Source organism: Pseudomonas iranensis (genome assembly GCF_014268585.2).
GTDB classification, from domain to species: Bacteria; Pseudomonadota; Gammaproteobacteria; order Pseudomonadales; family Pseudomonadaceae; genus Aquipseudomonas; species Aquipseudomonas iranensis.
The window spans coordinates 323,346-347,552 of sequence record NZ_CP077092.1 but is presented as its reverse complement, the minus strand read 5'-3'; the positions used below and the strand labels follow the sequence as shown (position 1 = coordinate 347,552).

The window sequence follows — 24,207 nt, the reverse complement described above, 5'->3', positions numbered from 1 at the left end:
TCTGCGTTAGCAGACAGGGGTTTCGGAATTCAATCTTGACGATGACCTACTCTCACATGGGGAAACCCCACACTACCATCGGCGATACATCGTTTCACTGCTGAGTTCGGGATGGGATCAGGTGGTTCCAATGTTCTATGGTCGTCAAGAAATTCTTTATCTGACCCGTCAACACGGTAACAAGCCAGCAAAAACAGGAACTTCTACTAAAACAAAACCCCAACTGCTTTCGCAATTGGGGTTTCGGAATTTAATCTTGACGATGACCTACTCTCACATGGGGAAACCCCACACTACCATCGGCGATGCATCGTTTCACTGCTGAGTTCGGGATGGGATCAGGTGGTTCCAACGCTCTATGGTCGTCAAGAAATTCGGGTACTGACTCGTGACCAGATGGTCTCGCTTCAGCAAATTGGGTATGTGACAGCTGGTGTTTGTGCGTTTCGAACTTTCGGTTCGTTTCGTCTTCACACACCGCAATCTGGCCTTTCGACGCAAATTGCTTGGGTGTTATATGGTCAAGCCTCACGGGCAATTAGTATTGGTTAGCTCAACGCCTCACAGCGCTTACACACCCAACCTATCAACGTCGTAGTCTTCGACGGCCCTTCAGGGAACTCAAGGTTCCAGTGAGATCTCATCTTGAGGCAAGTTTCCCGCTTAGATGCTTTCAGCGGTTATCTTTCCCGAACATAGCTACCCGGCAATGCCACTGGCGTGACAACCGGAACACCAGAGGTTCGTCCACTCCGGTCCTCTCGTACTAGGAGCAGCCCCTCTCAAATCTCAAACGTCCACGGCAGATAGGGACCGAACTGTCTCACGACGTTCTAAACCCAGCTCGCGTACCACTTTAAATGGCGAACAGCCATACCCTTGGGACCGGCTTCAGCCCCAGGATGTGATGAGCCGACATCGAGGTGCCAAACACCGCCGTCGATATGAACTCTTGGGCGGTATCAGCCTGTTATCCCCGGAGTACCTTTTATCCGTTGAGCGATGGCCCTTCCATACAGAACCACCGGATCACTAAGACCTACTTTCGTACCTGCTCGACGTGTCTGTCTCGCAGTCAAGCGCGCTTTTGCCTTTATACTCTACGACCGATTTCCGACCGGTCTGAGCGCACCTTCGTACTCCTCCGTTACTCTTTAGGAGGAGACCGCCCCAGTCAAACTACCCACCATACACTGTCCTCGATCCGGATAACGGACCTGAGTTAGAACCTCAAAGTTGCCAGGGTGGTATTTCAAGGATGGCTCCACGCGAACTGGCGTCCACGCTTCAAAGCCTCCCACCTATCCTACACAAGCAAATTCAAAGTCCAGTGCAAAGCTATAGTAAAGGTTCACGGGGTCTTTCCGTCTAGCCGCGGATACACTGCATCTTCACAGCGATTTCAATTTCACTGAGTCTCGGGTGGAGACAGCGCCGCCATCGTTACGCCATTCGTGCAGGTCGGAACTTACCCGACAAGGAATTTCGCTACCTTAGGACCGTTATAGTTACGGCCGCCGTTTACCGGGGCTTCGATCAAGAGCTTCGCGTTAGCTAACCCCATCAATTAACCTTCCGGCACCGGGCAGGCGTCACACCCTATACGTCCACTTTCGTGTTTGCAGAGTGCTGTGTTTTTAATAAACAGTCGCAGCGGCCTGGTATCTTCGACCGGCATGAGCTTACGGAGCAAGTCCTTCACCCTCACCGGCGCACCTTCTCCCGAAGTTACGGTGCCATTTTGCCTAGTTCCTTCACCCGAGTTCTCTCAAGCGCCTTGGTATTCTCTACCCAACCACCTGTGTCGGTTTGGGGTACGGTTCCTGGTTACCTGAAGCTTAGAAGCTTTTCTTGGAAGCATGGCATCAACCACTTCGTCACCCAAAGGGTAACTCGTCATCAGCTCTCGGCCTTAAGATCCCGGATTTACCTAAGATCTCAGCCTACCACCTTAAACTTGGACAACCAACGCCAAGCTGGCCTAGCCTTCTCCGTCCCTCCATCGCAATAACCAGAAGTACAGGAATATTAACCTGTTTTCCATCGACTACGCTTTTCAGCCTCGCCTTAGGGACCGACTAACCCTGCGTCGATTAACGTTGCGCAGGAAACCTTGGTCTTTCGGCGTGGGTGTTTTTCACACCCATTGTCGTTACTCATGTCAGCATTCGCACTTCTGATACCTCCAGCAAGCTTCTCAACTCACCTTCACAGGCTTACAGAACGCTCCTCTACCGCATCACCCGAAGGTGATACCCGTAGCTTCGGTGTATGGTTTGAGCCCCGTTACATCTTCCGCGCAGGCCGACTCGACTAGTGAGCTATTACGCTTTCTTTAAAGGGTGGCTGCTTCTAAGCCAACCTCCTAGCTGTCTAAGCCTTCCCACATCGTTTCCCACTTAACCATAACTTTGGGACCTTAGCTGACGGTCTGGGTTGTTTCCCTTTTCACGACGGACGTTAGCACCCGCCGTGTGTCTCCCATGCTCGGCACTTGTAGGTATTCGGAGTTTGCATCGGTTTGGTAAGTCGGGATGACCCCCTAGCCGAAACAGTGCTCTACCCCCTACAGTGATACATGAGGCGCTACCTAAATAGCTTTCGAGGAGAACCAGCTATCTCCGAGCTTGATTAGCCTTTCACTCCGATCCACAGGTCATCCGCTAACTTTTCAACGGTAGTCGGTTCGGTCCTCCAGTCAGTGTTACCTAACCTTCAACCTGCCCATGGATAGATCGCCCGGTTTCGGGTCTATTCCCAGCGACTAGACGCCCTATTAAGACTCGCTTTCGCTACGCCTCCCCTATTCGGTTAAGCTCGCCACTGAAAATAAGTCGCTGACCCATTATACAAAAGGTACGCAGTCACAGAACAAAGTCTGCTCCCACTGCTTGTACGCATACGGTTTCAGGATCTATTTCACTCCCCTCTCCGGGGTTCTTTTCGCCTTTCCCTCACGGTACTAGTTCACTATCGGTCAGTCAGTAGTATTTAGCCTTGGAGGATGGTCCCCCCATATTCAGACAAAGTTTCTCGTGCTCCGTCCTACTCGATTTCATTGATAAGAGATTTTCGCGTACAGGGCTATCACCCACTATGGCCGCACTTTCCAGAGCGTTCCGCTAATCTCAAATCAACTTAAGGGCTAGTCCCCGTTCGCTCGCCACTACTAAGGGAATCTCGGTTGATTTCTTTTCCTCAGGGTACTTAGATGTTTCAGTTCCCCTGGTTCGCCTCTTGCACCTATGTATTCAGTACAAGATAACCATCTTATGATGGCTGGGTTCCCCCATTCAGACATCTCCGGATCAAAGTCTGTTTGCCGACTCCCCGAAGCTTTTCGCAGGCTACCACGTCTTTCATCGCCTCTGACTGCCAAGGCATCCACCGTATGCGCTTCTTCACTTGACCATATAACCCCAAGCAATCTGGTTATACTGTGAAGACGACATTCGCCGAAAATTCGAATTTCTCAACTAAGAGAACTCACAAATTTTACCTTAGCCTGATCCGTTACCAGTGAAAGTAACGTTCAGTCTATCTTTCTATCACATACCCAAATTTTTAAAGAACGATCTAGTCAAAGACTAGAAATCAACATTCATCACCATACCGGTGGAATGCTCATTTCTAAGCTTTCAAACTTCAGAAGCAGTAGTGGTGGAGCCAAGCGGGATCGAACCGCTGACCTCCTGCGTGCAAGGCAGGCGCTCTCCCAGCTGAGCTATGGCCCCGTATTTCTACAGGCGTTTCCCACACAAAATTGGTGGGTCTGGGCAGATTCGAACTGCCGACCTCACCCTTATCAGGGGTGCGCTCTAACCAACTGAGCTACAGACCCAATTTCGGGCTGCTTCTATCGTCTTCTTCAATGAATCAAGCAATTCGTGTGGGAGCTCATGCAGCAGCTGATGTCGTCGATTAAGGAGGTGATCCAGCCGCAGGTTCCCCTACGGCTACCTTGTTACGACTTCACCCCAGTCATGAATCACACCGTGGTAACCGTCCTCCCGAAGGTTAGACTAGCTACTTCTGGTGCAACCCACTCCCATGGTGTGACGGGCGGTGTGTACAAGGCCCGGGAACGTATTCACCGCGACATTCTGATTCGCGATTACTAGCGATTCCGACTTCACGCAGTCGAGTTGCAGACTGCGATCCGGACTACGATCGGTTTTATGGGATTAGCTCCACCTCGCGGCTTGGCAACCCTTTGTACCGACCATTGTAGCACGTGTGTAGCCCAGGCCGTAAGGGCCATGATGACTTGACGTCATCCCCACCTTCCTCCGGTTTGTCACCGGCAGTCTCCTTAGAGTGCCCACCATTACGTGCTGGTAACTAAGGACAAGGGTTGCGCTCGTTACGGGACTTAACCCAACATCTCACGACACGAGCTGACGACAGCCATGCAGCACCTGTCTCAATGTTCCCGAAGGCACCAATCCATCTCTGGAAAGTTCATTGGATGTCAAGGCCTGGTAAGGTTCTTCGCGTTGCTTCGAATTAAACCACATGCTCCACCGCTTGTGCGGGCCCCCGTCAATTCATTTGAGTTTTAACCTTGCGGCCGTACTCCCCAGGCGGTCAACTTAATGCGTTAGCTGCGCCACTAAGAGCTCAAGGCTCCCAACGGCTAGTTGACATCGTTTACGGCGTGGACTACCAGGGTATCTAATCCTGTTTGCTCCCCACGCTTTCGCACCTCAGTGTCAGTATCAGTCCAGGTGGTCGCCTTCGCCACTGGTGTTCCTTCCTATATCTACGCATTTCACCGCTACACAGGAAATTCCACCACCCTCTACCATACTCTAGCTTGCCAGTTTTGGATGCAGTTCCCAGGTTGAGCCCGGGGATTTCACATCCAACTTAACAAACCACCTACGCGCGCTTTACGCCCAGTAATTCCGATTAACGCTTGCACCCTCTGTATTACCGCGGCTGCTGGCACAGAGTTAGCCGGTGCTTATTCTGTCGGTAACGTCAAAATTGCAGAGTATTAATCTACAACCCTTCCTCCCAACTTAAAGTGCTTTACAATCCGAAGACCTTCTTCACACACGCGGCATGGCTGGATCAGGCTTTCGCCCATTGTCCAATATTCCCCACTGCTGCCTCCCGTAGGAGTCTGGACCGTGTCTCAGTTCCAGTGTGACTGATCATCCTCTCAGACCAGTTACGGATCGTCGCCTTGGTGAGCCATTACCTCACCAACTAGCTAATCCGACCTAGGCTCATCTGATAGCGCAAGGCCCGAAGGTCCCCTGCTTTCTCCCGTAGGACGTATGCGGTATTAGCGTTCCTTTCGAAACGTTGTCCCCCACTACCAGGCAGATTCCTAGGCATTACTCACCCGTCCGCCGCTGAATCCAGGAGCAAGCTCCTTTCATCCGCTCGACTTGCATGTGTTAGGCCTGCCGCCAGCGTTCAATCTGAGCCATGATCAAACTCTTCAGTTCAAACATCTTTGGGTTTTTAAGAAACCCTAAACTTGGCTCAGCAATCGTTGGTTACATCTTTGATTTCTCGCGGAGTAACTTGTGATGCTGATAATCTTGTTGACTATCAGTCTGACTGCACAAGCACCCACACGAATTGCTTGATTCAGTTGTTAAAGAGCGGTTGGTTAAGATCTTTCGTCTCAACCGAGGCGCGCATTCTACAGCAGCCTCATTTGCTGTCAAGTGATTATTTTCAGAAGTTATCGAAGAATTCTTCAACAACTTCAACCACTTGCGCTTCCGATCTCTCGTTAGCGGGAGGCGAATTCTACAGCGTTAATCGCTGCTGTCAACACCTCTTTTTCTCCGCTTTCGACCGAGAAGATCGAACCGTTAAAAGAGCCACACATCACTGCTCTTTCAACTCCTTCCAGGCTTCGATGATCTGAAGCAAGTCGCTGTCGAAAACCGCGTAACTCTTTGAATCTCAAGGAGTTTTCCGTTTCGACTGCGCCGGAAGTGGGGCGAATTATAGACCTCTGAAATCTGCCGTCAACCGTTAATTTCGCTTTTCTTTCAATAACTTGCGTATTGGTTAAAAAACACCCAATCAGATGAGAAAAGAGCTTCTTCTATATAGAAGAAGGCTTAAAGGACGCCCTCCTCCTTCAACATAGCCACCGCACCCGCCCCCAGACCCAGCACCCGCTGCAGAACCTCTAACGTGTGCTCACCTAATAAAGGAGGCGCATGACGATATTCAACGGGGGTCTCCGACAATCGAATCGGGCTGGCCACCTGGGGCACCATCCCCGCCAATGCATGAGGCAGTTCGATCGCCAGACCGCGCGCCTTCACTTGTGGATCCTCAAACACCTGCGACAGATCATTGATCGGCCCACAAGGCACACCCGCCAGCTCCAGTTGTGCAACCCACTCGGCTGTCGTTTTGAAAACCGTCGCCTGGCGAATCAAGGGAATCAGCACCGCGCGGTTCGCTACCCGTAGCTTGTTGGTCGCGAAGCGCGGATCATCCGCCCACTGCGGTTGCCCCGCGACTTCGGCGAACTTGCGGAACTGCCCGTCATTGCCCACGGTGAGGATGAAGTCGCCATCCGCCGTAGGAAAGTCCTGATAAGGCACGATGTTGGGATGGGCATTGCCCAGACGCTTTGGCGCATTGCCGGTGGTCAGGTAGTTCATCGCCTGGTTTGCCAGACATGCGACCTGAACATCCAGCAACGCCATATCAATGTGTTGCCCGCCACCGTCATGATCGCGATGAGCCAATGCCGCGAGGATCGCCACCGTCGAATACAGCCCGGTAAGAATATCCGTCAGCGCCACGCCCACCTTGACCGGACCGGCACCCTCGTCTCCTTCGGGTCGGCCAGTCAGACTCATCAAGCCTCCGAGCCCCTGGATCATGAAGTCATAGCCCGCGCGCTTGGCATAAGGCCCGGTCTGGCCGAAGCCGGTGATGGAGCAATAGATCAGATTCGGGTTGAGCGCCTTCAGCGACTCATAGTCCAGACCATAGGCCGCCAGACCGCCTACTTTGAAATTCTCAATCAGAATGTCCGACTTTGCCGCCAGGTCGCGCACCAGCTTCTGCCCTTCAGGTCGGGTGAAGTCGATGGTGACCGATTGCTTGTTGCGGTTTGCCGAAAGGTAATAAGCCGCTTCCGACGTGTTCTCGCCGTAAGCGTCTTTAAGGAAGGGCGGGCCCCAGGCGCGGGTGTCATCACCATTGCCCGGGCGCTCGACCTTGATCACTTCAGCGCCAAGGTCGGCGAGGATCTGTCCGGCCCAAGGCCCGGCCAGTACTCGCGATAAATCCAGTACCCGTAGATGCGACAGCGCGCCCATGGTCCGCCCTCCTGTTAATAGAACGCTTGCAGACCGGTTTGGGCACGCCCGAGGATCAGCGCGTGAACGTCGTGGGTACCTTCATAGGTATTCACCACTTCCAGATTGACCAGATGACGAGCCACACCGAACTCATCGGAGATGCCGTTACCACCGAGCATGTCTCGCGCCATCCGCGCGATATCCAGCGACTTGCCGCAGGAGTTGCGCTTCATGATCGAAGTGATTTCAACGGCGGCGGTACCTTCATCCTTCATCCGGCCCAAGCGCAGGCAGCCTTGCAGTGCCAGAGTGATTTCGGTCTGCATGTCGGCGAGTTTCTTCTGTACCAGCTGAGTTGCGGCCAACGGACGACCGAACTGCTGACGATCCAGAGTGTATTGGCGCGCGGTGTGCCAGCAGAATTCGGCGGCGCCCAGCGCGCCCCAGGAAATGCCGTAGCGTGCGGAGTTGAGGCAGGTGAAAGGACCTTTCAGGCCACGGACGTCCGGGAAGATGTTCTCTTCCGGCACGAACACATTGTCCATGACGATCTCACCGGTGATCGAAGCGCGCAGGCCGACCTTGCCGTGAATCGCCGGAGCGCTCAGACCTTTCCAGCCTTTCTCCAGAACGAAGCCACGGATATCGCCGCCATCGTCCTTGGCCCATACCACGAATACGTCAGCGATCGGGCTGTTGGTGATCCACATTTTCGCACCGGTCAGGCTGTAGCCGCCATCGACCTTACGCGCCCGGCTGATCATCGCGCCCGGATCGGAACCGTGGTTCGGCTCGGTCAGACCAAAGCAACCGATCCATTCGCCGGAAGCCAGCTTCGGCAGATACTTCTGTTTCTGTGCTTCGGTACCGAATTCGTTGATCGGCACCATTACCAGCGAGGACTGCACACTCATCATCGAGCGATAACCGGAGTCGACTCGCTCGACTTCACGCGCGATCAAGCCATAACTGACGTAATTCAGACCGCTGCCACCGTATTGCTCGGGAATGGTGGCGCCGAGCAGGCCGACTTCACCCATCTCGCGGAAGATTGCCGGATCGGTCTTTTCATGCCGGAAAGCTTCAAGCACACGCGGCGCCAGGCTCTGTTGAGCGAACTGGGCGGCGGTGTCGCGGATCATCCGCTCTTCTTCGGTGAGCTGTTGATCCAGCAGCAGGGGATCGATCCAGTTGAAACTAGCTTTACCGCCCATGAGTGAGCCCTCGCAATCGGGTGAATTAACGTGGCATTGATCCTAGGCGCGGTTCGCCATCGCGGCAAACGAGGATTTCGCATCCTGTTGTGCTAATTTCTCACTCCGAAACGTCGCGAATTGCCTTTTACGCGGCGCATTAGTGAGGTTGACGTACATGCGCAGGAAGATCCCCAGCACCGCCGCACTGATCAGCTTCGAAGCTGCCGCCCGCCATGAGAGCTTTACCCGGGCCGCTGAAGAGCTGTCGCTCACACAGGGTGCCATTTGCCGACAGATCGCCAGCCTTGAGGAGTTCCTCAGCGTGGAATTGTTCCGACGCTCGCGGCGTGGAGTGAAACTGACCGAGGCAGGTCTTTCCTACAGTCGTCGGGTTGCGACTCAGCTCGATGCGGTGGAGCGCGACACCCTCTCCGTGATGGGCCAGCAAGGCACCAACGTCATCGAGCTCGCCGTGGTGCCGACTTTCGGCACGCAATGGCTGCTGCCAAGGCTCAAGGATTTCCAGCTCCAGCACCCGGAAGTGACCGTCAACCTGACCAACCGCACTCGGCCATTCCTGTTTGCCGACACCGAATTCGATGCCGCGATTTACTTCGGCGACGCCGACTGGTCGGGTACCGAATCCCACAGGTTGATGGGCGAAAATCCGATGCCGGTGTGCAGCCCCGCCCTACTCGGCAATCGCAAACAGCTGACAGCCGCAGCCATCGCCGAACTACCGCTGCTGCAGCAGACCACCCGACCTTACGCCTGGCGCCAGTGGTTCAATTCGCAGCAGTTGAATATCCCTCGCGACATGACAGGTCCCCGCTACGAGCTATTCTCAATGCTTGCCCAGGCAGCCATGCACGATATGGGCGTCGCGCTGATTCCGCCGTTTCTGATTCAGCGCGAGCTGGCAGAGAAACGTCTGGTGGTTGCCAACCCTCAAGCGCTCTCCAGCATCAAGGCCTATTACCTGATGATTCCGGAGCGAAAGGTCGAATCGGCATCGCTTAAGGCATTTCGCGACTGGCTGGTAAATCAAGCGCAGAGCTACAGCCTAGAAGAATAAAGGCCTTGCGCAATACTTAACCACGTAGTCAGAAAAACCGAAGCCCTACAGATATAACTATTTGTCGCTTTTGCGCAGACTGTATCCGAAAGTCGTACAGACGTCCCACAAGCTGCCAAACACGTGGCTTTCAGCCTCTAATGGCGACTCATTGCTGCCTATTCACGCCACCGATGCGAATTTTTTTCAAATTCAGCCAGAATCCTTGCAGGGCGCGGCCTGCGAGGGTTTCAACTAGCCATCTGCGACATTCGGTCACGGCATGACTTGTAGTTAATTTTCCGTCACCCGTCATAATCCCTTGAAGGGCATAAAGTTCGCCTGCAAAATGCCGCGCCCCGCCCTGATTCGGCGGGATCGTGCTGATCGGCCGCCCCAGTCGCACCATCCGTAGTGCATGGGTTTACTCAATAAGATCACGCAGGAGATTTGACGTGCACATTGGTGTCCCTCTCGAAACCCAGACCGGTGAAACACGGGTTGCTGCAACCCCGGAAACCATCAAGAAGCTGATCAGCCAAGGCCATAAGGTCACTGTGCAAAGCGGCGCTGGCGTCAAAGCCAGTGTCGTCGACAGTGCCTATGAAGCGGCCGGCGCAAGCATTGGCAGCGCCAATGACGCGTTTGGCGCCGAGCTGATTCTCAAAGTGGTCGCGCCAAGCGATGTCGAACTGACGCTGATCAAGCGCGGTGCGGTGCTGGTGGGCATGCTCAACCCATTCAACAACGAAACCATCGCGAAGATGGCCGAATGCGGCATTACCGCGTTCGCCCTCGAGGCGGCACCGCGCACCTCGCGGGCGCAGAGTCTTGATGTGTTGTCGTCGCAGGCGAATATCGCCGGCTACAAAGCGGTGTTGCTCGCGGCTCACTATTACCCACGCTTCATGCCGATGCTGATGACTGCTGCGGGGACCGTGAAAGCGGCGCGGGTGCTGATTCTTGGCGCAGGCGTGGCCGGATTGCAGGCGATTGCCACGGCGAAACGTCTGGGTGCGGTGATCGAAGCGTCCGACGTGCGCCCTGCGGTGAAGGAACAGATCGAATCCCTCGGCGCCAAGTTCGTCGACGTGCCTTACGAGACCGATGAAGAGCGCGAATGCGCCGTCGGTGTCGGCGGTTACGCGCGGCCGATGCCGGCGAGCTGGATGCAGCGTCAGGCGCAGGCTGTGCACGAGCGCGCCAAGCAGGCCGATATTGTCATCACCACCGCGCTGATTCCGGGCCGCAAGGCGCCGACGCTGCTCAGCGCCGAGACAGTGGCACAGATGAAACCGGGCTCGGTGGTCATCGACCTCGCCGCCGCCCAGGGTGGCAACTGCCCACTGACCGTCGCCGATCAGGTCGTTGTGGAAAACGGTGTGACCATCGTCGGACCGACCAACCTCGCCGGTGAAGTCGCTGCCGATGCTTCGGCGCTGTACGCACGCAACCTGCTGGACTTCCTCAAGCTGGTGTTCACCAAGGAAGGCCAGTTCGACGTCAACCTCGAAGACGACATCGTCGCCGCGTGCCTGATGTGCCGCGACGGCCAAGTCATCCGCAAAAACGCCTAAGCAGGGATTCAGACGATGGAAGAGCTTATCTCCCCCGGTATCTACAACCTGATCATCTTCGTGCTGGCGATTTATGTCGGTTACCACGTGGTCTGGAACGTTACGCCTGCGCTGCACACGCCGTTGATGGCGGTGACCAATGCCATTTCCGCGATCGTGATCGTCGGTGCCATGCTCGCCGCTGCGCTGACCGTCACGCCGCTGGGCAAGACCATGGGCACGCTGGCTGTGGCACTGGCAGCGGTCAATGTGTTCGGTGGCTTCCTGGTCACCCGCCGCATGCTTGAGATGTTCAAGAAGAAAGCCCCGAAAGCAAAAGAAGAGGCGCCGAAGTAATGAGCATGAATCTCGTCACGACGCTCTACCTGATCGCGTCGATCTGCTTTATCCAGGCCCTCAAAGGCCTGTCGCACCCGACCACTTCGCGGCGCGGCAACCTGTTCGGCATGCTCGGCATGGCGTTGGCGATCCTCACCACCGTTGGCCTCATCTATAAGTTGGGCGCCGAGCTGGCCACTGCCGGTATCGGTTACGTGATCGTCGGCCTGCTGATCGGCGGTACCGCCGGCTCGATCATGGCCAAGCGCGTTGAAATGACCAAGATGCCGGAACTGGTAGCGTTCATGCACAGCATGATTGGCCTCGCGGCGGTGTTCATTGCCATCGCGGCGGTGGTCGAGCCGCAATCGCTGGGTATCGTTAAACAACTGGGCGATGCGATTCCGGCGGGCAACCGACTGGAGCTGTTCCTAGGTGCCGCCATCGGTGCGATCACCTTCTCGGGTTCGGTGATCGCCTTCGGCAAGCTCTCGGGCAAATACAAGTTCCGCCTGTTCCAGGGCGCGCCGGTACAGTTCGCCGGTCAGCACAAGCTCAATGCGGTTCTGGGTCTGGCTACGCTGGTTCTCGGCCTGACCTTCATGTTCACCGGCAACCTTACGGCGTTCGCACTGATGCTGGCGCTGGCGTTCGTGATGGGCGTGCTGATCATCATCCCCATCGGCGGCGCCGACATGCCGGTGGTGGTGTCGATGCTCAACAGCTATTCCGGCTGGGCGGCGGCGGGCATCGGTTTCTCGCTGAACAACTCGATGCTGATCATTGCCGGCTCGCTGGTGGGTTCGAGCGGTGCGATCCTCTCGTACATCATGTGCAAGGCGATGAATCGCTCCTTCTTTAATGTACTGCTCGGCGGTTTCGGCAATACGGCAGATGCAGGCCCTGCCGGTGCGCAGGAAGCCCGTCCGGTGAAATCCGGCTCGGCTGATGACGCAACCTTCCTGCTGACCAACGCCGACACCGTGATCATCGTCCCGGGTTACGGCCTGGCAGTGGCCCGTGCCCAACACGCACTGAAGGAACTGACCGAGAAGCTGACCCATCGCGGCGTGACCGTGAAGTACGCGATCCACCCGGTGGCCGGTCGCATGCCTGGGCACATGAACGTCCTGCTCGCCGAGGCCGAAGTGCCTTACGACCAGGTGTTCGAGATGGAAGACATCAACTCCGAGTTCGGTCAGGCCGACGTGGTGCTGGTGCTCGGCGCGAACGACGTGGTCAACCCGGCCGCGAAGAACGATCCGAAGTCGCCAATTGCCGGTATGCCGATTCTCGAAGCGTTCAAGGCCAAGACCATCATCGTCAACAAGCGCTCGATGGCCAGCGGCTACGCCGGTCTGGACAACGAACTGTTCTATCTGGACAAGACCATGATGGTTTTCGGCGATGCGAAAAAAGTCATCGAAGACATGGTCAAAGCGGTCGAGTAATTCACCGCTGCAATAGCGAACGCCCCGACTTGTCGGGGCGTTTTTGTTTGCGCCAGACGCTGGACAATTTGCCGCGTTGTTGCGAATCCGGTAACGGTGTTTTACTGCAAACCCGCGAAATAGAGGCCTCGTTTGCGACCTTGGTAGCGGGACAGGCGCCGGCCAAATTCACTAGACTGCGCATCCTGCTACTCGTTGCCCGAGATAATAATCCATGTACCGTGACCGTATTCGCCTGCCTTCGTTGTTGGACAAAGTGATGAGCGCTGCCGACGCCGCTGCTCTGATTGAGGACGGCATGACCGTCGGCATGAGCGGTTTCACCCGCGCCGGCGAAGCCAAGGCCGTTCCCCACGCACTGGCCGAGCGCGCCAAGGTCACGCCGCTGAAGATCAGCCTGATGACCGGCGCCAGCCTTGGCAACGACCTCGACAAGCAACTGACCGAGGCCGGCGTGCTGTCGCGGCGCATGCCGTTTCAGGTCGACAGCACGTTGCGCAGGGCAATCAACGCCGGCGAAGTGATGTTCATTGACCAGCATCTCTCGGAAACCGTAGAGCAACTGCGCAACCAACAGTTGAAGCTGCCGGACATTGCCGTCATCGAGGCAGTCGCCATCACCGAACAAGGCCATATCGTGCCGACCACTTCGGTGGGCAACTCGGCCAGCTTCGCGATCTTCGCCAAACAAGTGATCGTCGAGATCAACCTGGCCCACAACGCCAACCTCGAAGGCCTGCACGACATCTATATCCCGACGTACCGCCCGACGCGCACGCCAATCCCGCTGGTGAAAGTCGACGATCGCATCGGCAGCACTGCAATTCCGATTCCGCCGGAGAAGATCGTTGCGATTGTCATCACTCAGCAGTCGGACTCGCCGTCCACAGTGTCGGTACCGGACGTTGATACCAATGCCATCGCTGAACACCTGATCACGTTCTTCAAGCAGGAAGTTGCGGCCGGGCGCATGACCAACAAGCTCGGCCCGCTGCAGGCTGGCATTGGCAACATCGCCAACGCGGTGATGTGCGGCTTGATCGACTCGCCGTTCGAAGACCTCACCATGTACTCGGAAGTGCTGCAGGATTCGACTTTCGACCTGATCGATGCCGGGAAGCTGAGCTTCGCCTCGGGCAGTTCGATCACCCTGTCCGAGCGGCGCAACAGCGACGTGTTCAGCAACCTGGAGAAGTACAAGGACAAACTGATTCTGCGGCCGCAGGAGATCTCCAATCACCCGGAAGTGGTGCGCCGTCTGGGCATCATCGGCATCAACACCGCGCTGGAGTTCGATATCTACGGCAACGTCAACTCCACCCATGTCTGCGGCACGCGGATGATGAACGGCATCGGCGGCTCCGGCGACTTCGCGCGCAATGCGCATCTGGCGGTATTCGTGACCAAGTCGATCGCCAAGAATGGCGCGATTTCCAGCGTGGTGCCGATGGTCAGCCACGTCGACCATACCGAGCATGACGTCGACATCCTGGTGACCGAAGTCGGCCTCGCCGACCTGCGTGGCCTGGCGCCACGGGAGCGTGCACGAGTGATCATCGACAACTGCGTGCACCCGGATTTTCGCCAGGCACTGAATGACTACTTCAGCGCTGCCTGTGCAATCGGCGGTCACACCCCGCACATTCTGCGCGAAGCACTGAGCTGGCATATGAACCTGGAAGAAACCGGGCGCATGCTGGCGGTGTGATTCACACAGATAAACCGCCGACGCAAACACAGTTTTGCGTCGGTGGATGCGCGCGAGAAGCAGGATCGCAAAAAAACTGTACTGCTGTACCGGTCATTTCCTACATCAAAGCCCTACTCAATCCCCTGATACGAGCCGAAATGCACCAATCAAGTGCGGACAGGTACAGTTTGCCCAATTTCGACCCGTACACCATGCATAAACAGTTAACTGCTCACTCACAATACAAATGAACTGTATCTACAGAGACTATCCAAACGAGAGGATCATGGGCACCAGTCAAACCACTACCTGATCCCGCCACAAGCGGAAGGATGTCAACCATGGAACGTACACTCAGTTCCGAACTGTTCTTCGAAGACAAAGCTGTAAACACCCAGGCTTCCCTGCCTCTGCGCGTTATTGCCAACCTGATGTTGTGGCAGCGCCGCATCTCCAGCCGCCACCAACTGGCCCGTCTGGATTCGCGTCTGCTGGCCGACGCCGGTATCAGCGAAGCACAACGCTACGAAGAGCTGAGCAAGCCGTTCTGGCGCTAAGCAGCGTCGCTGGCTCTGGTCGTCAGACCCACCGCCAGCAACCCGAATTGCACAAGCAAAACCCGTCGTGGGCAACCACGACGGGTTTTGTCGTTTCAGGGCCTTGAATGCTCTAAAACGCATAACTGAACGAGCACAGGTACAATTTACGAACGCCTCAAATAACACCAGTACAGTTATGGAGAACCTTCGGAGTATCACTGGCCACCACTGGGCGAACCGGATTCGGCAGCCTAATATCCATGCAGAACGTGGCGAACGTTGCGCAACAGGCGTCTGACTCCTCAGATACCGAGCCACCTCTCACTACGGTTTATCCAAAGGAGTTCCATCATGACCCGTCTTCGCCTGCTCAGTGCCGCCGCCCTGCTGGCCGTGGCTGCCAACGCCAGTGCTACCAGTTTCATCGTGACCACCGACTCGATCGTCGGCGCGCTGAAAGCCACTTCCGACGCCACTTCCGATGTGACCTCCTCGTTCCGTGACGACAAGATCGTCCTCGCCGCCCGCGACGATGCCGCCAGCTTCGTGGCCAGCGAAGGCGATATCCGCGGGGTGAAACTGGAAAGTGCGCTCGATCACATCCGCCATCAGGCGCCACAACTCAATGCCACCGATGCCCAATTGGCTCAGGCCATTCTGACCCTCTGATCGTTTGCGGAATTGCGGGACACGCCAGCCGTGTCCCGATGTTTCAACGCTGGCTCTGGCCCAGGCATTTGCGCTAGCCTTCAGGCTCGTTAACAGTTGTCGAGTCCCATGCGCTTTCTTCCAACTCTGCTCATCTCTTCTACTTTATTCACGGCCTGCTGGGCGATGTCCGCCAACGCCTTCGATGCTTTCAATGCGTCGACCCAAGGCACGGTGGTCAGCGGTTACGCGACCAGCATGGTGTCTTCTGCGCCGTTCGACCGTAAACTGCTGCTCGCCGCCCATGATGATGCGGCCGCCTTTGTTGCCAGTGACGGTGAATGGCGAGGCGCACGGCTGGAATCCGCGCTGCATTACCTGCGCAAAACCCGGCCGAAACTTCATGCCAGCGACCTTGAACTGGCAGAGGCAATTCTCGTCCAATAGTTATCCTTGTCCTTCCGGAGTCGTTCCATGCGTAGCCCGCTGATTGCTGCCGCCCTTGGCCTGTTTGTGTTGGCCGATGTGGCCCAGGCGCACACCCTGGTAGCCACCAGTAACATCATCGTTCGTGCCTCCCAGCGCAGCATCGATTTCACTTCCGATACCACCACGTCGATTCGCGATTCGAAAATCATCCGCGAAGCCCACGACGACGCCGCCAGTTTCGTCGCCAGCAACGGCGACATCCGTGGCGCGCACCTAGAAGCCGCCCTCAACACCTTGCGCACTCGCGTGCCGGAAGCGCGCGACGCCAGTGATCAGGTACTCGCCGAAGCCATCCTCGCACTGTGAGATCCATTGGCGCCTGGCTGCTGGCCGGGGCGTTGTTGCTGCTTGGCAACAGCGCCCACGCCGGCCTGCAATTGCGGCTCAAGACCGAGGGTCTGAGCCCGGCTCAACAACAGGCCAGTCAGGCGCTGATCGATGAGGCCATGGCGAAACTGCCGCCGAGCTTCATCGAGCGGCTGGATCGGCGCATCGACGTCGGCTGGACCGACGACATGCCTGCCAACGCTTACGGGCAGGCAACGCTGGTTGCCGAACTCGATCTGAATCGCAAGCTGCTCGCCGGCCTCACCGATGGCAGCGCGGCGAAAGAGAAAACCAATCGCCCCCACGGCACTGTGCGGCAGGAACTGCTGGCCACGGTGCTGCACGAAATCACGCATATCTACGACCGCGCGCGGTTATGGCCGAGCGCCGAGCGCACGTTGATCCAACGCTGCACCCGACGCTTCAACAGCGCCGGGCTGATCGGCATTCCCGATGAGTGTCGCGGGCAGAACGGTCGCCGCTTCACCATCAGCGACGACCCGCGCCTGCTCGATCTGGCCGGTTGGCAACAGTACGTCGGCCGCCGTGGCGAGCGTGAACAACACAACCGCCAGATCGCCCGCAGCCCGGATCTTTACGAGATTTCCAGTCCCAAGGAATTCGTCGCGGTCAACATGGAGTACTTCCTCCTCGACCCGAGCTACGCCTGCCGCCGCCCGGCGCTGTATCGCTACTACAAGGAACATTTCGGCTGGGCGCCGCCAGCGCAGGACACCTGCAGCAAGAGCTTCGCCTTTCTCAATGCGGGCAATGACTTCGCCAAGCAACCCTTGGGGCAGGTCGATCCGGAACGGGTGTATGCCGTCGATTACCTGCTGGCCGAGGCCAATCAGAACTGGGTCAGCCGCTGGGGCCACAGCATGTTGCGCCTGGTGATCTGCGCCCCCGGTCGTCCGCGCGGCCCGGATTGCCGCCTCGACCTCGATCAACACCTGGTGCTGTCCTATCGCGCCTTCGTTGGCGATGTGCAGCTGTCGAGCTGGGACGGACTGGTCGGCAAATACCCGTCACGGCTGTTCGTGTTGCCGCTGGCGCAAGTGATCGACGAATACACCAAGACAGAGCTGCGCAGCCTCGCTTCGGTGCCGCTGAACCTGTCTCGCGAGGAAATCGAAGGCGTGGTCGAACATGCCGCCGAGATGCACTGGAGTTACGACGGCAACTACTTCTTCCTGTCCAACAACTGCGCGGTAGAAGGTTTGAAACTGTTGCGCAGCGGCAGCAATAACAGCCAACTGGTCGGCCTCGACAGCATCATGCCCAACGGCTTGCTCGAAGTGCTCAAGGGCCGTGGTCTGGCCGACACCAGTGTGCTCGACGATCCGAAAGAAGCGCTGCGTCTGGGTTACCGCTTCGACTCGTTCCGCGATCGCTATCAAGCGATGTTCGATGTATTGAAGAAGCAGCTGCCGATCAAGCAGACCACTGTCGAAGACTGGCTGTCACTCAGCGCTGAGCAACGTCGCGAATGGTTCGACCGCGCCGACCTGCGCACCAGTGCCGCGCTGTTGCTGCTCGAGCAGGCCAGTTTCCGCCGGCAGTTGTTACTGGCGCAGGATGAGGTCAAGCAACGCTACCTCGGCGCCCGCGAGCTGGAAAACGGCGGCATGGACAAGGCTAACGCGACCTTGCAGGAAATCCTCGCCAACAGTGGTTTCCTCAGCCGCCCGGCGGAACTGCTCGACTCCAAGGGTTACGGACTGCCCCAGCCGAGCGAGTTTGGCCGACTGGAAGAGGAAAGCAGCCAGCGGCAGAAGAAGCTGCTGGCATTGTCCGGCGACCTTGATACCGAAGTGCGCAAGCTGCTCGAACCCAAGCGCGCCGCCGAGATTGCCGCCAGCGAGGCCAACGTCAAGCAGATTGGCGAGCATTTGCGCAAACTGCACAAGGCCTCGGGCGGACTGCAATTACCCTGAGCACAAAAAAGGCTTCAGAACGCCTGTTCTGAAGCCTTTTTGTTTTCCCCTGCGGCTTTAGACGCGAGCCTTGCGCACGCCTTGGGACAGCGCCGAACACAGACTCAACACGCCATCGATGGCCTGCTCAGGCGTATCGGCACTGGCGATGTGATCAATCAGCGCCGAGCCCACCACCACACCGTCAGCCAGACGCGCGATGGCCGCAGCCTGCTCCGGTGTACGGATACCGAAGCCAATGCTGATCGGCAGATCGGTATGCCGACGCAGACGTGCAACCGCCTCTTCCACATGTTCCAGAGTCGCTGCACCGGCACCGGTGACACCGGCCACCGACACGTAGTAGACAAAACCGGAACTGCCGTTGAGCACACGCGGCAGACGCGCGTCGTCGGTGGTCGGCGTGGTCAGGCGGATGAAGTCCAGGCCAGCAGCCTGCGCCGGGTCGCACAGTTCTTCGTTGTGCTCTGGTGGCATATCCACCACGATCAGGCCGTCAACGCCAGCCTCTTTGGCTTCGGCGATGAAACGCTCGACGCCGAATTTGTGAATCGGGTTGAAGTAGCCCATCAACACCAGCGGTGTGTCGCTGTTGCCTTCACGGAATTCGCGAACCATTTGCAGGGTTTTCGCCAGATTCTGTTTGGCGCCCAGGGCGCGAATGTTGGCCAACTGGATTGCCGGGCCATCGGCCATCGGATCGGTGAACGGCATGCCCAGCTCGATCACATCGGCACCTGCGGCGGGCAGGCCTTTGAGGATCGCCAGCGAAGTGTCGTAGTCAGGATCACCGGCAGTGACAAAGGTCACCAGCGCCGCGCGGTTCTGTTGCTTGAGGTCGGCAAAGCGGGCTTGCAGGCGGCTCATCAGTGTTTCTCCTGCTGCGACTGTTGCATATGGTGCATCACGGTTTGCATGTCCTTGTCGCCACGGCCCGAGAGGTTGACCACCATCAGGTGATCCTTCGGCAGCTTCGGTGCGCGTTTGAACACTTCGGCCAGGGCGTGGGCACTTTCCAGGGCAGGAATGATCCCTTCCAGACGGCAGCATTTGTGGAACGCTTCAAGGGCTTCGTCGTCGGTCACGGAGGTGTACTGAACGCGGCCGATGTCGTGCAACCAGGCGTGTTCAGGGCCGATGCCCGGGTAATCGAGGCCAGCGGAAATCGAGTGGGCGTCGATGATCTGGCCATCGTCGTCCTGCAGCAGGAAGGTGCGGTTACCGTGCAGCACGCCCGGCACCCCGCCGTTGAGGCTGGCCGCGTGCTTGCCGGTTTCGATGCCGTAACCGGCGGCTTCGACGCCGATGATCTCCACGCTCTTGTCATCGAGGAACGGGTGGAACAGGCCCATGGCGTTGGAACCGCCACCGATGCACGCCACCAGGCTGTCCGGCAGACGACCCTCCTGAGCCTGCAGTTGATCGCGGGTTTCCTTGCCGATGACGGCCTGGAAGTCGCGGACCATTGCTGGATAAGGGTGTGGGCCGGCCACAGTGCCGATCAGATAGAAAGTGTTGTCGACGTTGGTCACCCAGTCACGCAGGGCTTCGTTCATCGCGTCTTTGAGGGTGCCGGTGCCAGCCACGACCGGAATGACTTCAGCGCCGAGCAGCCTCATGCGAAAGACGTTGGCCTGCTGACGTTCGATGTCGGTGGTGCCCATGTAGATCACGCAATCGAGACCGAAACGCGCAGCAACGGTGGCCGTGGCCACGCCGTGCATGCCCGCGCCGGTTTCGGCAATGATGCGCTTCTTGCCCATGCGCCGCGCCAACAGAATCTGGCCGATGCAGTTGTTGATCTTGTGCGCGCCGGTGTGATTCAGCTCTTCGCGCTTGAGGTAGATCTTGGCGCCGCCGCAGAACTCGGTCAGGCGTTCGGCGAAATACAGGGGGCTCGGACGTCCGACGTAATCACGCTGGAAGTAGGCCAATTCTTCTTTGAACGCCGGATCTTCCTTGGCCGCTTCGTATTCGCGGGCCAGGTCGAGGATCAACGGCATCAGGGTTTCCGCTACATAACGGCCACCGAACGCACCGAACAGGCCGTTGGCGTCAGGGCCGTTACGCAGATCAGAGGTGTTCGAAGTCTGGGTCATGGGTCGCTCCAGGTGAATTCGGTCAGAAGACAATGACGATCACTCTACCCCTGACTTTCCAGGCTGAAAACCGATAAGATCGCCACAACCTGTCAGGAAAACTCACAGATACCATGAGCCACGACCTTCCCCCGCTCAATGCCTTGCGCGCCTTCGAGGCCACCGCTCGTCTGAACAGTGTGAGTCAGGCTGCCGAACAGCTGCACGTCACCCACGGCGCGGTCAGCCGCCAGCTCAAGGTGCTTGAAGAGCATCTAGGGGTGAGCCTGTTCGTCAAGGACGGACGCGGCTTGAAACTCACAGATGCCGGAGCGCGTCTGCGCGATGCCAGCGCTGAGGCGTTCGATCGGTTGCGCAGTGTTTGCGCCGAACTTACGCAAAGCACAGCGGATGCGCCGTTCGTGCTGGGTTGTTCGGGGAGTCTGCTGGCGCGCTGGTTTATTCCGCGTCTGGGGCGGCTGAACGCTGATCTGCCGGATCTGCGTCTGCACCTGTCGGCCGGTGAAGGCGATCTCGATCCTCGGCGCCCGGGCCTCGATGCACTGTTGCTGTTCGCCGAACCACCGTGGCCGGCCGATATGCAGGTCTATGAACTGGCGGCGGAACGCATCGGCCCCGTAATGAGCCCGTTGTATAGCGGTTATCAGAAGCTGCACACCGCTGTGGCCGCAGATCTTTTTGATGAGCCCTTGCTGCACACCACCTCTCGCCCACAAGCCTGGCCCAGCTGGGCGCAGCAAAACCACCTCGATCCCAAGGCGTTGAAGCTCGGGCAAGGTTTTGAGCATTTGTATTATTTGCTGGAGGCGGCTGTTGCAGGTCTCGGCGTGGCAATCGCGCCGGAGCCGCTGGTAATCGAAGATCTGAAGGCGGGTCGCCTGGTTGCGCCGTGGGGCTTTTGCGAAACCCCGGCGCAACTGGCGTTGTGGCTACCCAAGCGCGCCGCGGACGGGCGCGCCCGGCAACTGGCGCAGTGGCTCAAGAACGAGCTGCGCCAGACTGATCACTCACCGCGCTTGAACAAAAAGTAGGCGGCGAGCAGACCGATTGCACCGACAGCCACGCCGGCTGTGGTCCATGGGTGTTCCTGCGCGTAATCACGAGTGGCAATGCCGGTCTCGCGGGTTTTCACTTTGACTTCTTCGTACGCGTCGCTGAGCAGATGACGGGAATGTTTCAGCGCACTTTCGGCGTTGCTTTTCAGCGCCTTGAGGGTCTTGCGCGACTCGTCCGAAGCATCGTCTTTCAAGCTTTCCAACGATTTGAGCAGACTCTCGATCTCGGCTTCCATGCTTTGCAACGAGGCTTTACGTAAAGAGGTGTTGGCCATGGTGGCTCTCCTGCATTGGTGATGAGTGGCGTGTGTTGGTTGGGACTTCAGCATGTCGAGAAAGTGCAGAAATTCTGAACTTCGCCAGCGCAGCGGCGCCGAAATCATCAGTGCAATTGCCTGCTAGGCTCAATTTCACACGCCATTCCAACCCAAGGAGAACGCCATGAGTGACCATCACACCTACAAGAAAGTCGAGCTGGTCGGCTCGTCCACCACCAGCATCGAAGACGCCATCAACAACGCATTGGCCGAAGCCAACAAGACCCTGCGCAATCTGGAATGGTTTGAAGTGACCGAAACCCGTGGCCACATTGAAAACGGCCAGGTAGCGCACTTTCAGGTCACGCTTAAAGTCGGCTTCAAGATTGCCGCCAGCTGAGTTTGAGCTAGTCTTCTGAACTTGCGCGCTGGCCGAGTGCCATAGGGAATGGCAAAGCGCTACAAGGTGAGCGCATCGGGTGGATGACTCGATGCCCGCCTCTTTCAATCCGACCAGGGAGTGCGACCGATGAAGAAGTTCATGTTGGCAGTAGGTTTGTTGAGCCTTGCCGGTGGTGCGTTTGCAGCCGGCAAGCCATGTGAAGAGCTGAAAAGCGAAATCGCCGCGAAGCTCGATGCCAAAGGCGTATCCGGTTATTCGCTGGAAGTTGTCGACAAGGGTGCGGCGGCTGATGGCGACGTCGTCGGCAGTTGCGAAGGCGGCAGCAAGGACATCGTCTACAAGCGCGGTTGATTGCGCCTGAAATACAAAAGCCGACGTGGATGCGTCGGCTTTTTTGTGGACGATGATTTTCCGGGAAGGAGCTGCGGAACGTTGCGATCTTTTGTTCTTGATTTCAAATCGCAATCAAAAGATCGCAGCCTCGTTGCACTCGACAGCTCCTATGTATGGACTCGCCCCACCATTCAACCCGCTTTTGAACACTGCTACCCGGTTGCATCTATGTATAAGGCCTGTTCGAGGAAGCGTTGAGCGGCTTCTGGCCAACATTGGGTTAGCTCGCGGTATGCCGATTACAGTAAGGCCTCAAGGGCCAGTAGGAGCTCAGGCATCAATCCGCGACGGTCTGACCTGGGGTCAATGTTCTTCAGCATGGGTTGGAGCGGTTTACGCCCCGGTGGCAGAACTTTGTTGTCAGTGACTCATCGCAGCCTCCTGGCCATCGCCCGGCCGGCGCCGATAAGTCTGGTCGTTTTGCAGCAGCACCCAGAGGATGCGCAGATTTCGATTGGCTAATCGCACTGCTGCCTGCTTGCGGCCCAGGCGGGAAATCCAGCGCCAAAGACGCCTGTCGTCCGGCTGCTCTGAATCCGGACGTATCTGTCTTAAAACGGCATGAGCGCCCTGAATCGTTAAACTTCGCAGATAAGCGTCACCGTTCTTGCTCATTCCGCCCAATCGGTTTTTCTCGCCAGAGCTGTGCTGGCTGGGCACCAATCCGAAGTAGGCGGCGAACAAACGGGCGTTGGCGAAGCGTTCGGGTTCGGTCTGCTTGGCCAGCAGCGCCGTGGCAATGATCGGACCAACACCGCGCACCGTCATCAGCCGCTTCGCCGTTTCATCCTCATTCGCTGCCGTTTCCAGCCGACCGGTCAGCACGTTGACGCGCTCACCCAGTTGGCCCCACTCACCCAAAAGTTCGGCGATCAGTTCACGCAGCAAATCAGGTAGCGGCTGAGTGGCATCTTCCAGAACTCGAGGCACGAGCTGCCTGATCGCTATCTCACCCTGAGCCATGGCTACCCCATGTTCCAACAGCAAGGCGCGTATCTGATTACCCACCGCAGTGCGGCGCCGCACATAGCCCTGACGAGCCCTGTGCAGGGCCTGCATCGCCAGCGCCGCAGCACTCTTGATCGGTACTGCCGAAATTTTGCAGTCGCGGCCTGCACGCAAGATCGCCAATACATCGTTGCGATCATTTTTTGGGCCGCTACGATGACTGGCAACCAGCTGGGCCGGCAGGATGCGGACGGAATTACCCTGCATCTGGAGCAATCGCGCCCATGCTTGAGCGCCGGGCCCGGTTTCAACTAACACCGTAACGCTCGCGGGAAGCCCACGCAGAAATACCTGAAAGGCTTCTCGCGACTTGATTCGATCTTCGAAAATCACCTGACCGAGGGCATCCTCCCCAGCCACCTGAGAAACCCTCTTGGCAAGATCTATCGCAACTGTGGAGCATGCCGACACGTCGGCTGACAAGGATTGATCAATCGTCGTATGCTTTTTCATGGCCTCGCCCTCGCTGTCGTT

At 57.4% G+C, this 24,207-nt stretch carries 19 protein-coding genes, 2 tRNA genes and 4 rRNA genes; 13 read left to right on the top strand and 12 right to left on the bottom strand.

Going from position 1 to position 24,207, the window contains the following annotated elements:
- Positions 1–33: 33 nt before the first annotated feature.
- From rrf (HU724_RS01610) to HU724_RS01575, 8 genes are all read right to left on the bottom strand, one after another.
- A 5S ribosomal RNA gene (rrf, locus tag HU724_RS01610) occupies positions 34–149 on the bottom strand.
- A gap of 105 nt (positions 150–254) precedes the next feature.
- Positions 255–370 (bottom strand): 5S ribosomal RNA (gene rrf / locus HU724_RS01605).
- A 147-nt stretch (positions 371–517) separates the two neighbouring features.
- Positions 518–3,411 (bottom strand): 23S ribosomal RNA (locus tag HU724_RS01600).
- Positions 3,412–3,658: 247 nt separating this feature from the next.
- Positions 3,659–3,734, bottom strand: a tRNA-Ala gene (locus tag HU724_RS01595).
- 30 nt (positions 3,735–3,764) lie between these two features.
- Positions 3,765–3,841 (bottom strand) — tRNA-Ile (locus tag HU724_RS01590).
- 81 nt (positions 3,842–3,922) lie between these two features.
- A 16S ribosomal RNA gene (locus HU724_RS01585) occupies positions 3,923–5,459 on the bottom strand.
- Together the 16S, 23S and 5S rRNA genes with 2 tRNA genes alongside form the textbook arrangement of a ribosomal RNA operon.
- 630 nt (positions 5,460–6,089) lie before the next feature.
- Entirely contained in the window at positions 6,090–7,310 is a 1,221-nt protein-coding gene (locus tag HU724_RS01580; RefSeq protein WP_133335354.1) for a CaiB/BaiF CoA transferase family protein, read from the bottom strand.
- Positions 7,311–7,324: 14 nt separating this feature from the next.
- The gene (locus tag HU724_RS01575) at positions 7,325–8,506 is read right to left on the bottom strand and encodes an acyl-CoA dehydrogenase (protein WP_186569857.1); all 1,182 of its coding nucleotides are present in this window, start codon (positions 8,504–8,506) and stop codon (positions 7,325–7,327) included.
- 157 nt (positions 8,507–8,663) lie between these two features.
- Here HU724_RS01575 and HU724_RS01570 point away from each other — a divergent pair, with 157 nt between their 5' ends.
- The 10 genes from HU724_RS01570 to HU724_RS01525 all read left to right on the top strand — a co-directional run bounded on the left by HU724_RS01570 (position 8,664) and on the right by HU724_RS01525 (position 18,518).
- Positions 8,664–9,563, top strand: coding sequence for a LysR family transcriptional regulator (locus HU724_RS01570; protein ID WP_133335356.1), 900 nt, complete (start codon positions 8,664–8,666; stop codon positions 9,561–9,563).
- 434 nt (positions 9,564–9,997) lie between these two features.
- Positions 9,998–11,119, top strand: coding sequence for a Re/Si-specific NAD(P)(+) transhydrogenase subunit alpha (locus tag HU724_RS01565; RefSeq protein ID WP_186569856.1), 1,122 nt, complete (start codon positions 9,998–10,000; stop codon positions 11,117–11,119).
- A 15-nt stretch (positions 11,120–11,134) separates the two neighbouring features.
- The gene (locus HU724_RS01560; RefSeq protein ID WP_003220416.1) at positions 11,135–11,455 is read left to right on the top strand and encodes an NAD(P) transhydrogenase subunit alpha part 2; all 321 of its coding nucleotides are present in this window, start codon (positions 11,135–11,137) and stop codon (positions 11,453–11,455) included.
- The gene (locus tag HU724_RS01555) at positions 11,455–12,888 is read left to right on the top strand and encodes an NAD(P)(+) transhydrogenase (Re/Si-specific) subunit beta (RefSeq protein WP_122751346.1); all 1,434 of its coding nucleotides are present in this window, start codon (positions 11,455–11,457) and stop codon (positions 12,886–12,888) included. Before HU724_RS01560 ends, HU724_RS01555 begins: the two co-directional genes overlap by 1 nt.
- 214 nt (positions 12,889–13,102) lie before the next feature.
- On the top strand, positions 13,103–14,596 hold the full coding sequence (gene scpC / locus HU724_RS01550; RefSeq protein ID WP_186569855.1) for a succinyl-CoA:acetate CoA-transferase ScpC: 1,494 nt from the start codon (positions 13,103–13,105) through the stop codon (positions 14,594–14,596).
- Positions 14,597–14,919: 323 nt separating this feature from the next.
- Positions 14,920–15,135: a DUF1127 domain-containing protein gene (locus HU724_RS01545; protein ID WP_007911656.1), complete on the top strand. Its 216-nt coding sequence runs from the start codon at positions 14,920–14,922 to the stop codon at positions 15,133–15,135.
- 333 nt (positions 15,136–15,468) lie between these two features.
- The gene (locus HU724_RS01540) at positions 15,469–15,786 is read left to right on the top strand and encodes a DUF2388 domain-containing protein (RefSeq protein WP_016772298.1); all 318 of its coding nucleotides are present in this window, start codon (positions 15,469–15,471) and stop codon (positions 15,784–15,786) included.
- A 108-nt stretch (positions 15,787–15,894) separates the two neighbouring features.
- A complete protein-coding gene (locus tag HU724_RS01535) occupies positions 15,895–16,212 on the top strand; it encodes a DUF2388 domain-containing protein (protein WP_095182269.1) in 318 nt (105 codons plus the stop codon).
- A gap of 27 nt (positions 16,213–16,239) precedes the next feature.
- Positions 16,240–16,560: a DUF2388 domain-containing protein gene (locus HU724_RS01530; protein ID WP_041476450.1), complete on the top strand. Its 321-nt coding sequence runs from the start codon at positions 16,240–16,242 to the stop codon at positions 16,558–16,560.
- Positions 16,557–18,518: a DUF7844 domain-containing protein gene (locus tag HU724_RS01525; protein WP_186569854.1), complete on the top strand. Its 1,962-nt coding sequence runs from the start codon at positions 16,557–16,559 to the stop codon at positions 18,516–18,518. The genes HU724_RS01530 and HU724_RS01525 overlap by 4 nt, the downstream gene beginning before the upstream one ends.
- Before the next feature lie 57 nt (positions 18,519–18,575).
- On the opposite strand, the gene trpA is transcribed toward HU724_RS01525, so the two are convergent.
- Together trpA and trpB are read right to left on the bottom strand one after the other, a co-directional pair.
- Positions 18,576–19,385, bottom strand: a complete 810-nt coding sequence (gene trpA, locus HU724_RS01520; protein ID WP_186569853.1) for a tryptophan synthase subunit alpha — start codon at positions 19,383–19,385, stop codon at positions 18,576–18,578.
- Entirely contained in the window at positions 19,385–20,617 is a 1,233-nt protein-coding gene (gene trpB, locus HU724_RS01515; RefSeq protein WP_186569852.1) for a tryptophan synthase subunit beta, read from the bottom strand. Before trpB ends, trpA begins: the two co-directional genes overlap by 1 nt.
- Before the next feature lie 113 nt (positions 20,618–20,730).
- On the opposite strand from trpB, the gene HU724_RS01510 reads away from it, so the two are divergent.
- Positions 20,731–21,648, top strand: a complete 918-nt coding sequence (locus HU724_RS01510; RefSeq protein ID WP_186569851.1) for a LysR family transcriptional regulator — start codon at positions 20,731–20,733, stop codon at positions 21,646–21,648.
- Here the strand turns inward: HU724_RS01510 and HU724_RS01505 are convergent.
- A complete protein-coding gene (locus HU724_RS01505) occupies positions 21,621–21,947 on the bottom strand; it encodes an ElaB/YgaM/YqjD family protein (protein ID WP_039757078.1) in 327 nt (108 codons plus the stop codon). The genes HU724_RS01510 and HU724_RS01505 overlap by 28 nt on opposite strands.
- Before the next feature lie 166 nt (positions 21,948–22,113).
- Between HU724_RS01505 and HU724_RS01500 the strand changes: the two genes are divergently transcribed.
- Together HU724_RS01500 and HU724_RS01495 are read left to right on the top strand one after the other, a co-directional pair.
- Positions 22,114–22,329 (top strand): dodecin, encoded by a 216-nt coding sequence (locus HU724_RS01500; RefSeq protein ID WP_016772305.1) that lies wholly within the window; start codon positions 22,114–22,116, stop codon positions 22,327–22,329.
- A gap of 129 nt (positions 22,330–22,458) precedes the next feature.
- A complete protein-coding gene (locus tag HU724_RS01495; RefSeq protein ID WP_071173980.1) occupies positions 22,459–22,683 on the top strand; it encodes a DUF1161 domain-containing protein in 225 nt (74 codons plus the stop codon).
- A 402-nt stretch (positions 22,684–23,085) separates the two neighbouring features.
- On the opposite strand, the gene HU724_RS01490 is transcribed toward HU724_RS01495, so the two are convergent.
- On the bottom strand, positions 23,086–24,186 hold the full coding sequence (locus HU724_RS01490; RefSeq protein WP_437180367.1) for an IS110 family RNA-guided transposase: 1,101 nt from the start codon (positions 24,184–24,186) through the stop codon (positions 23,086–23,088).
- Positions 24,187–24,207 lie beyond the last annotated feature (21 nt).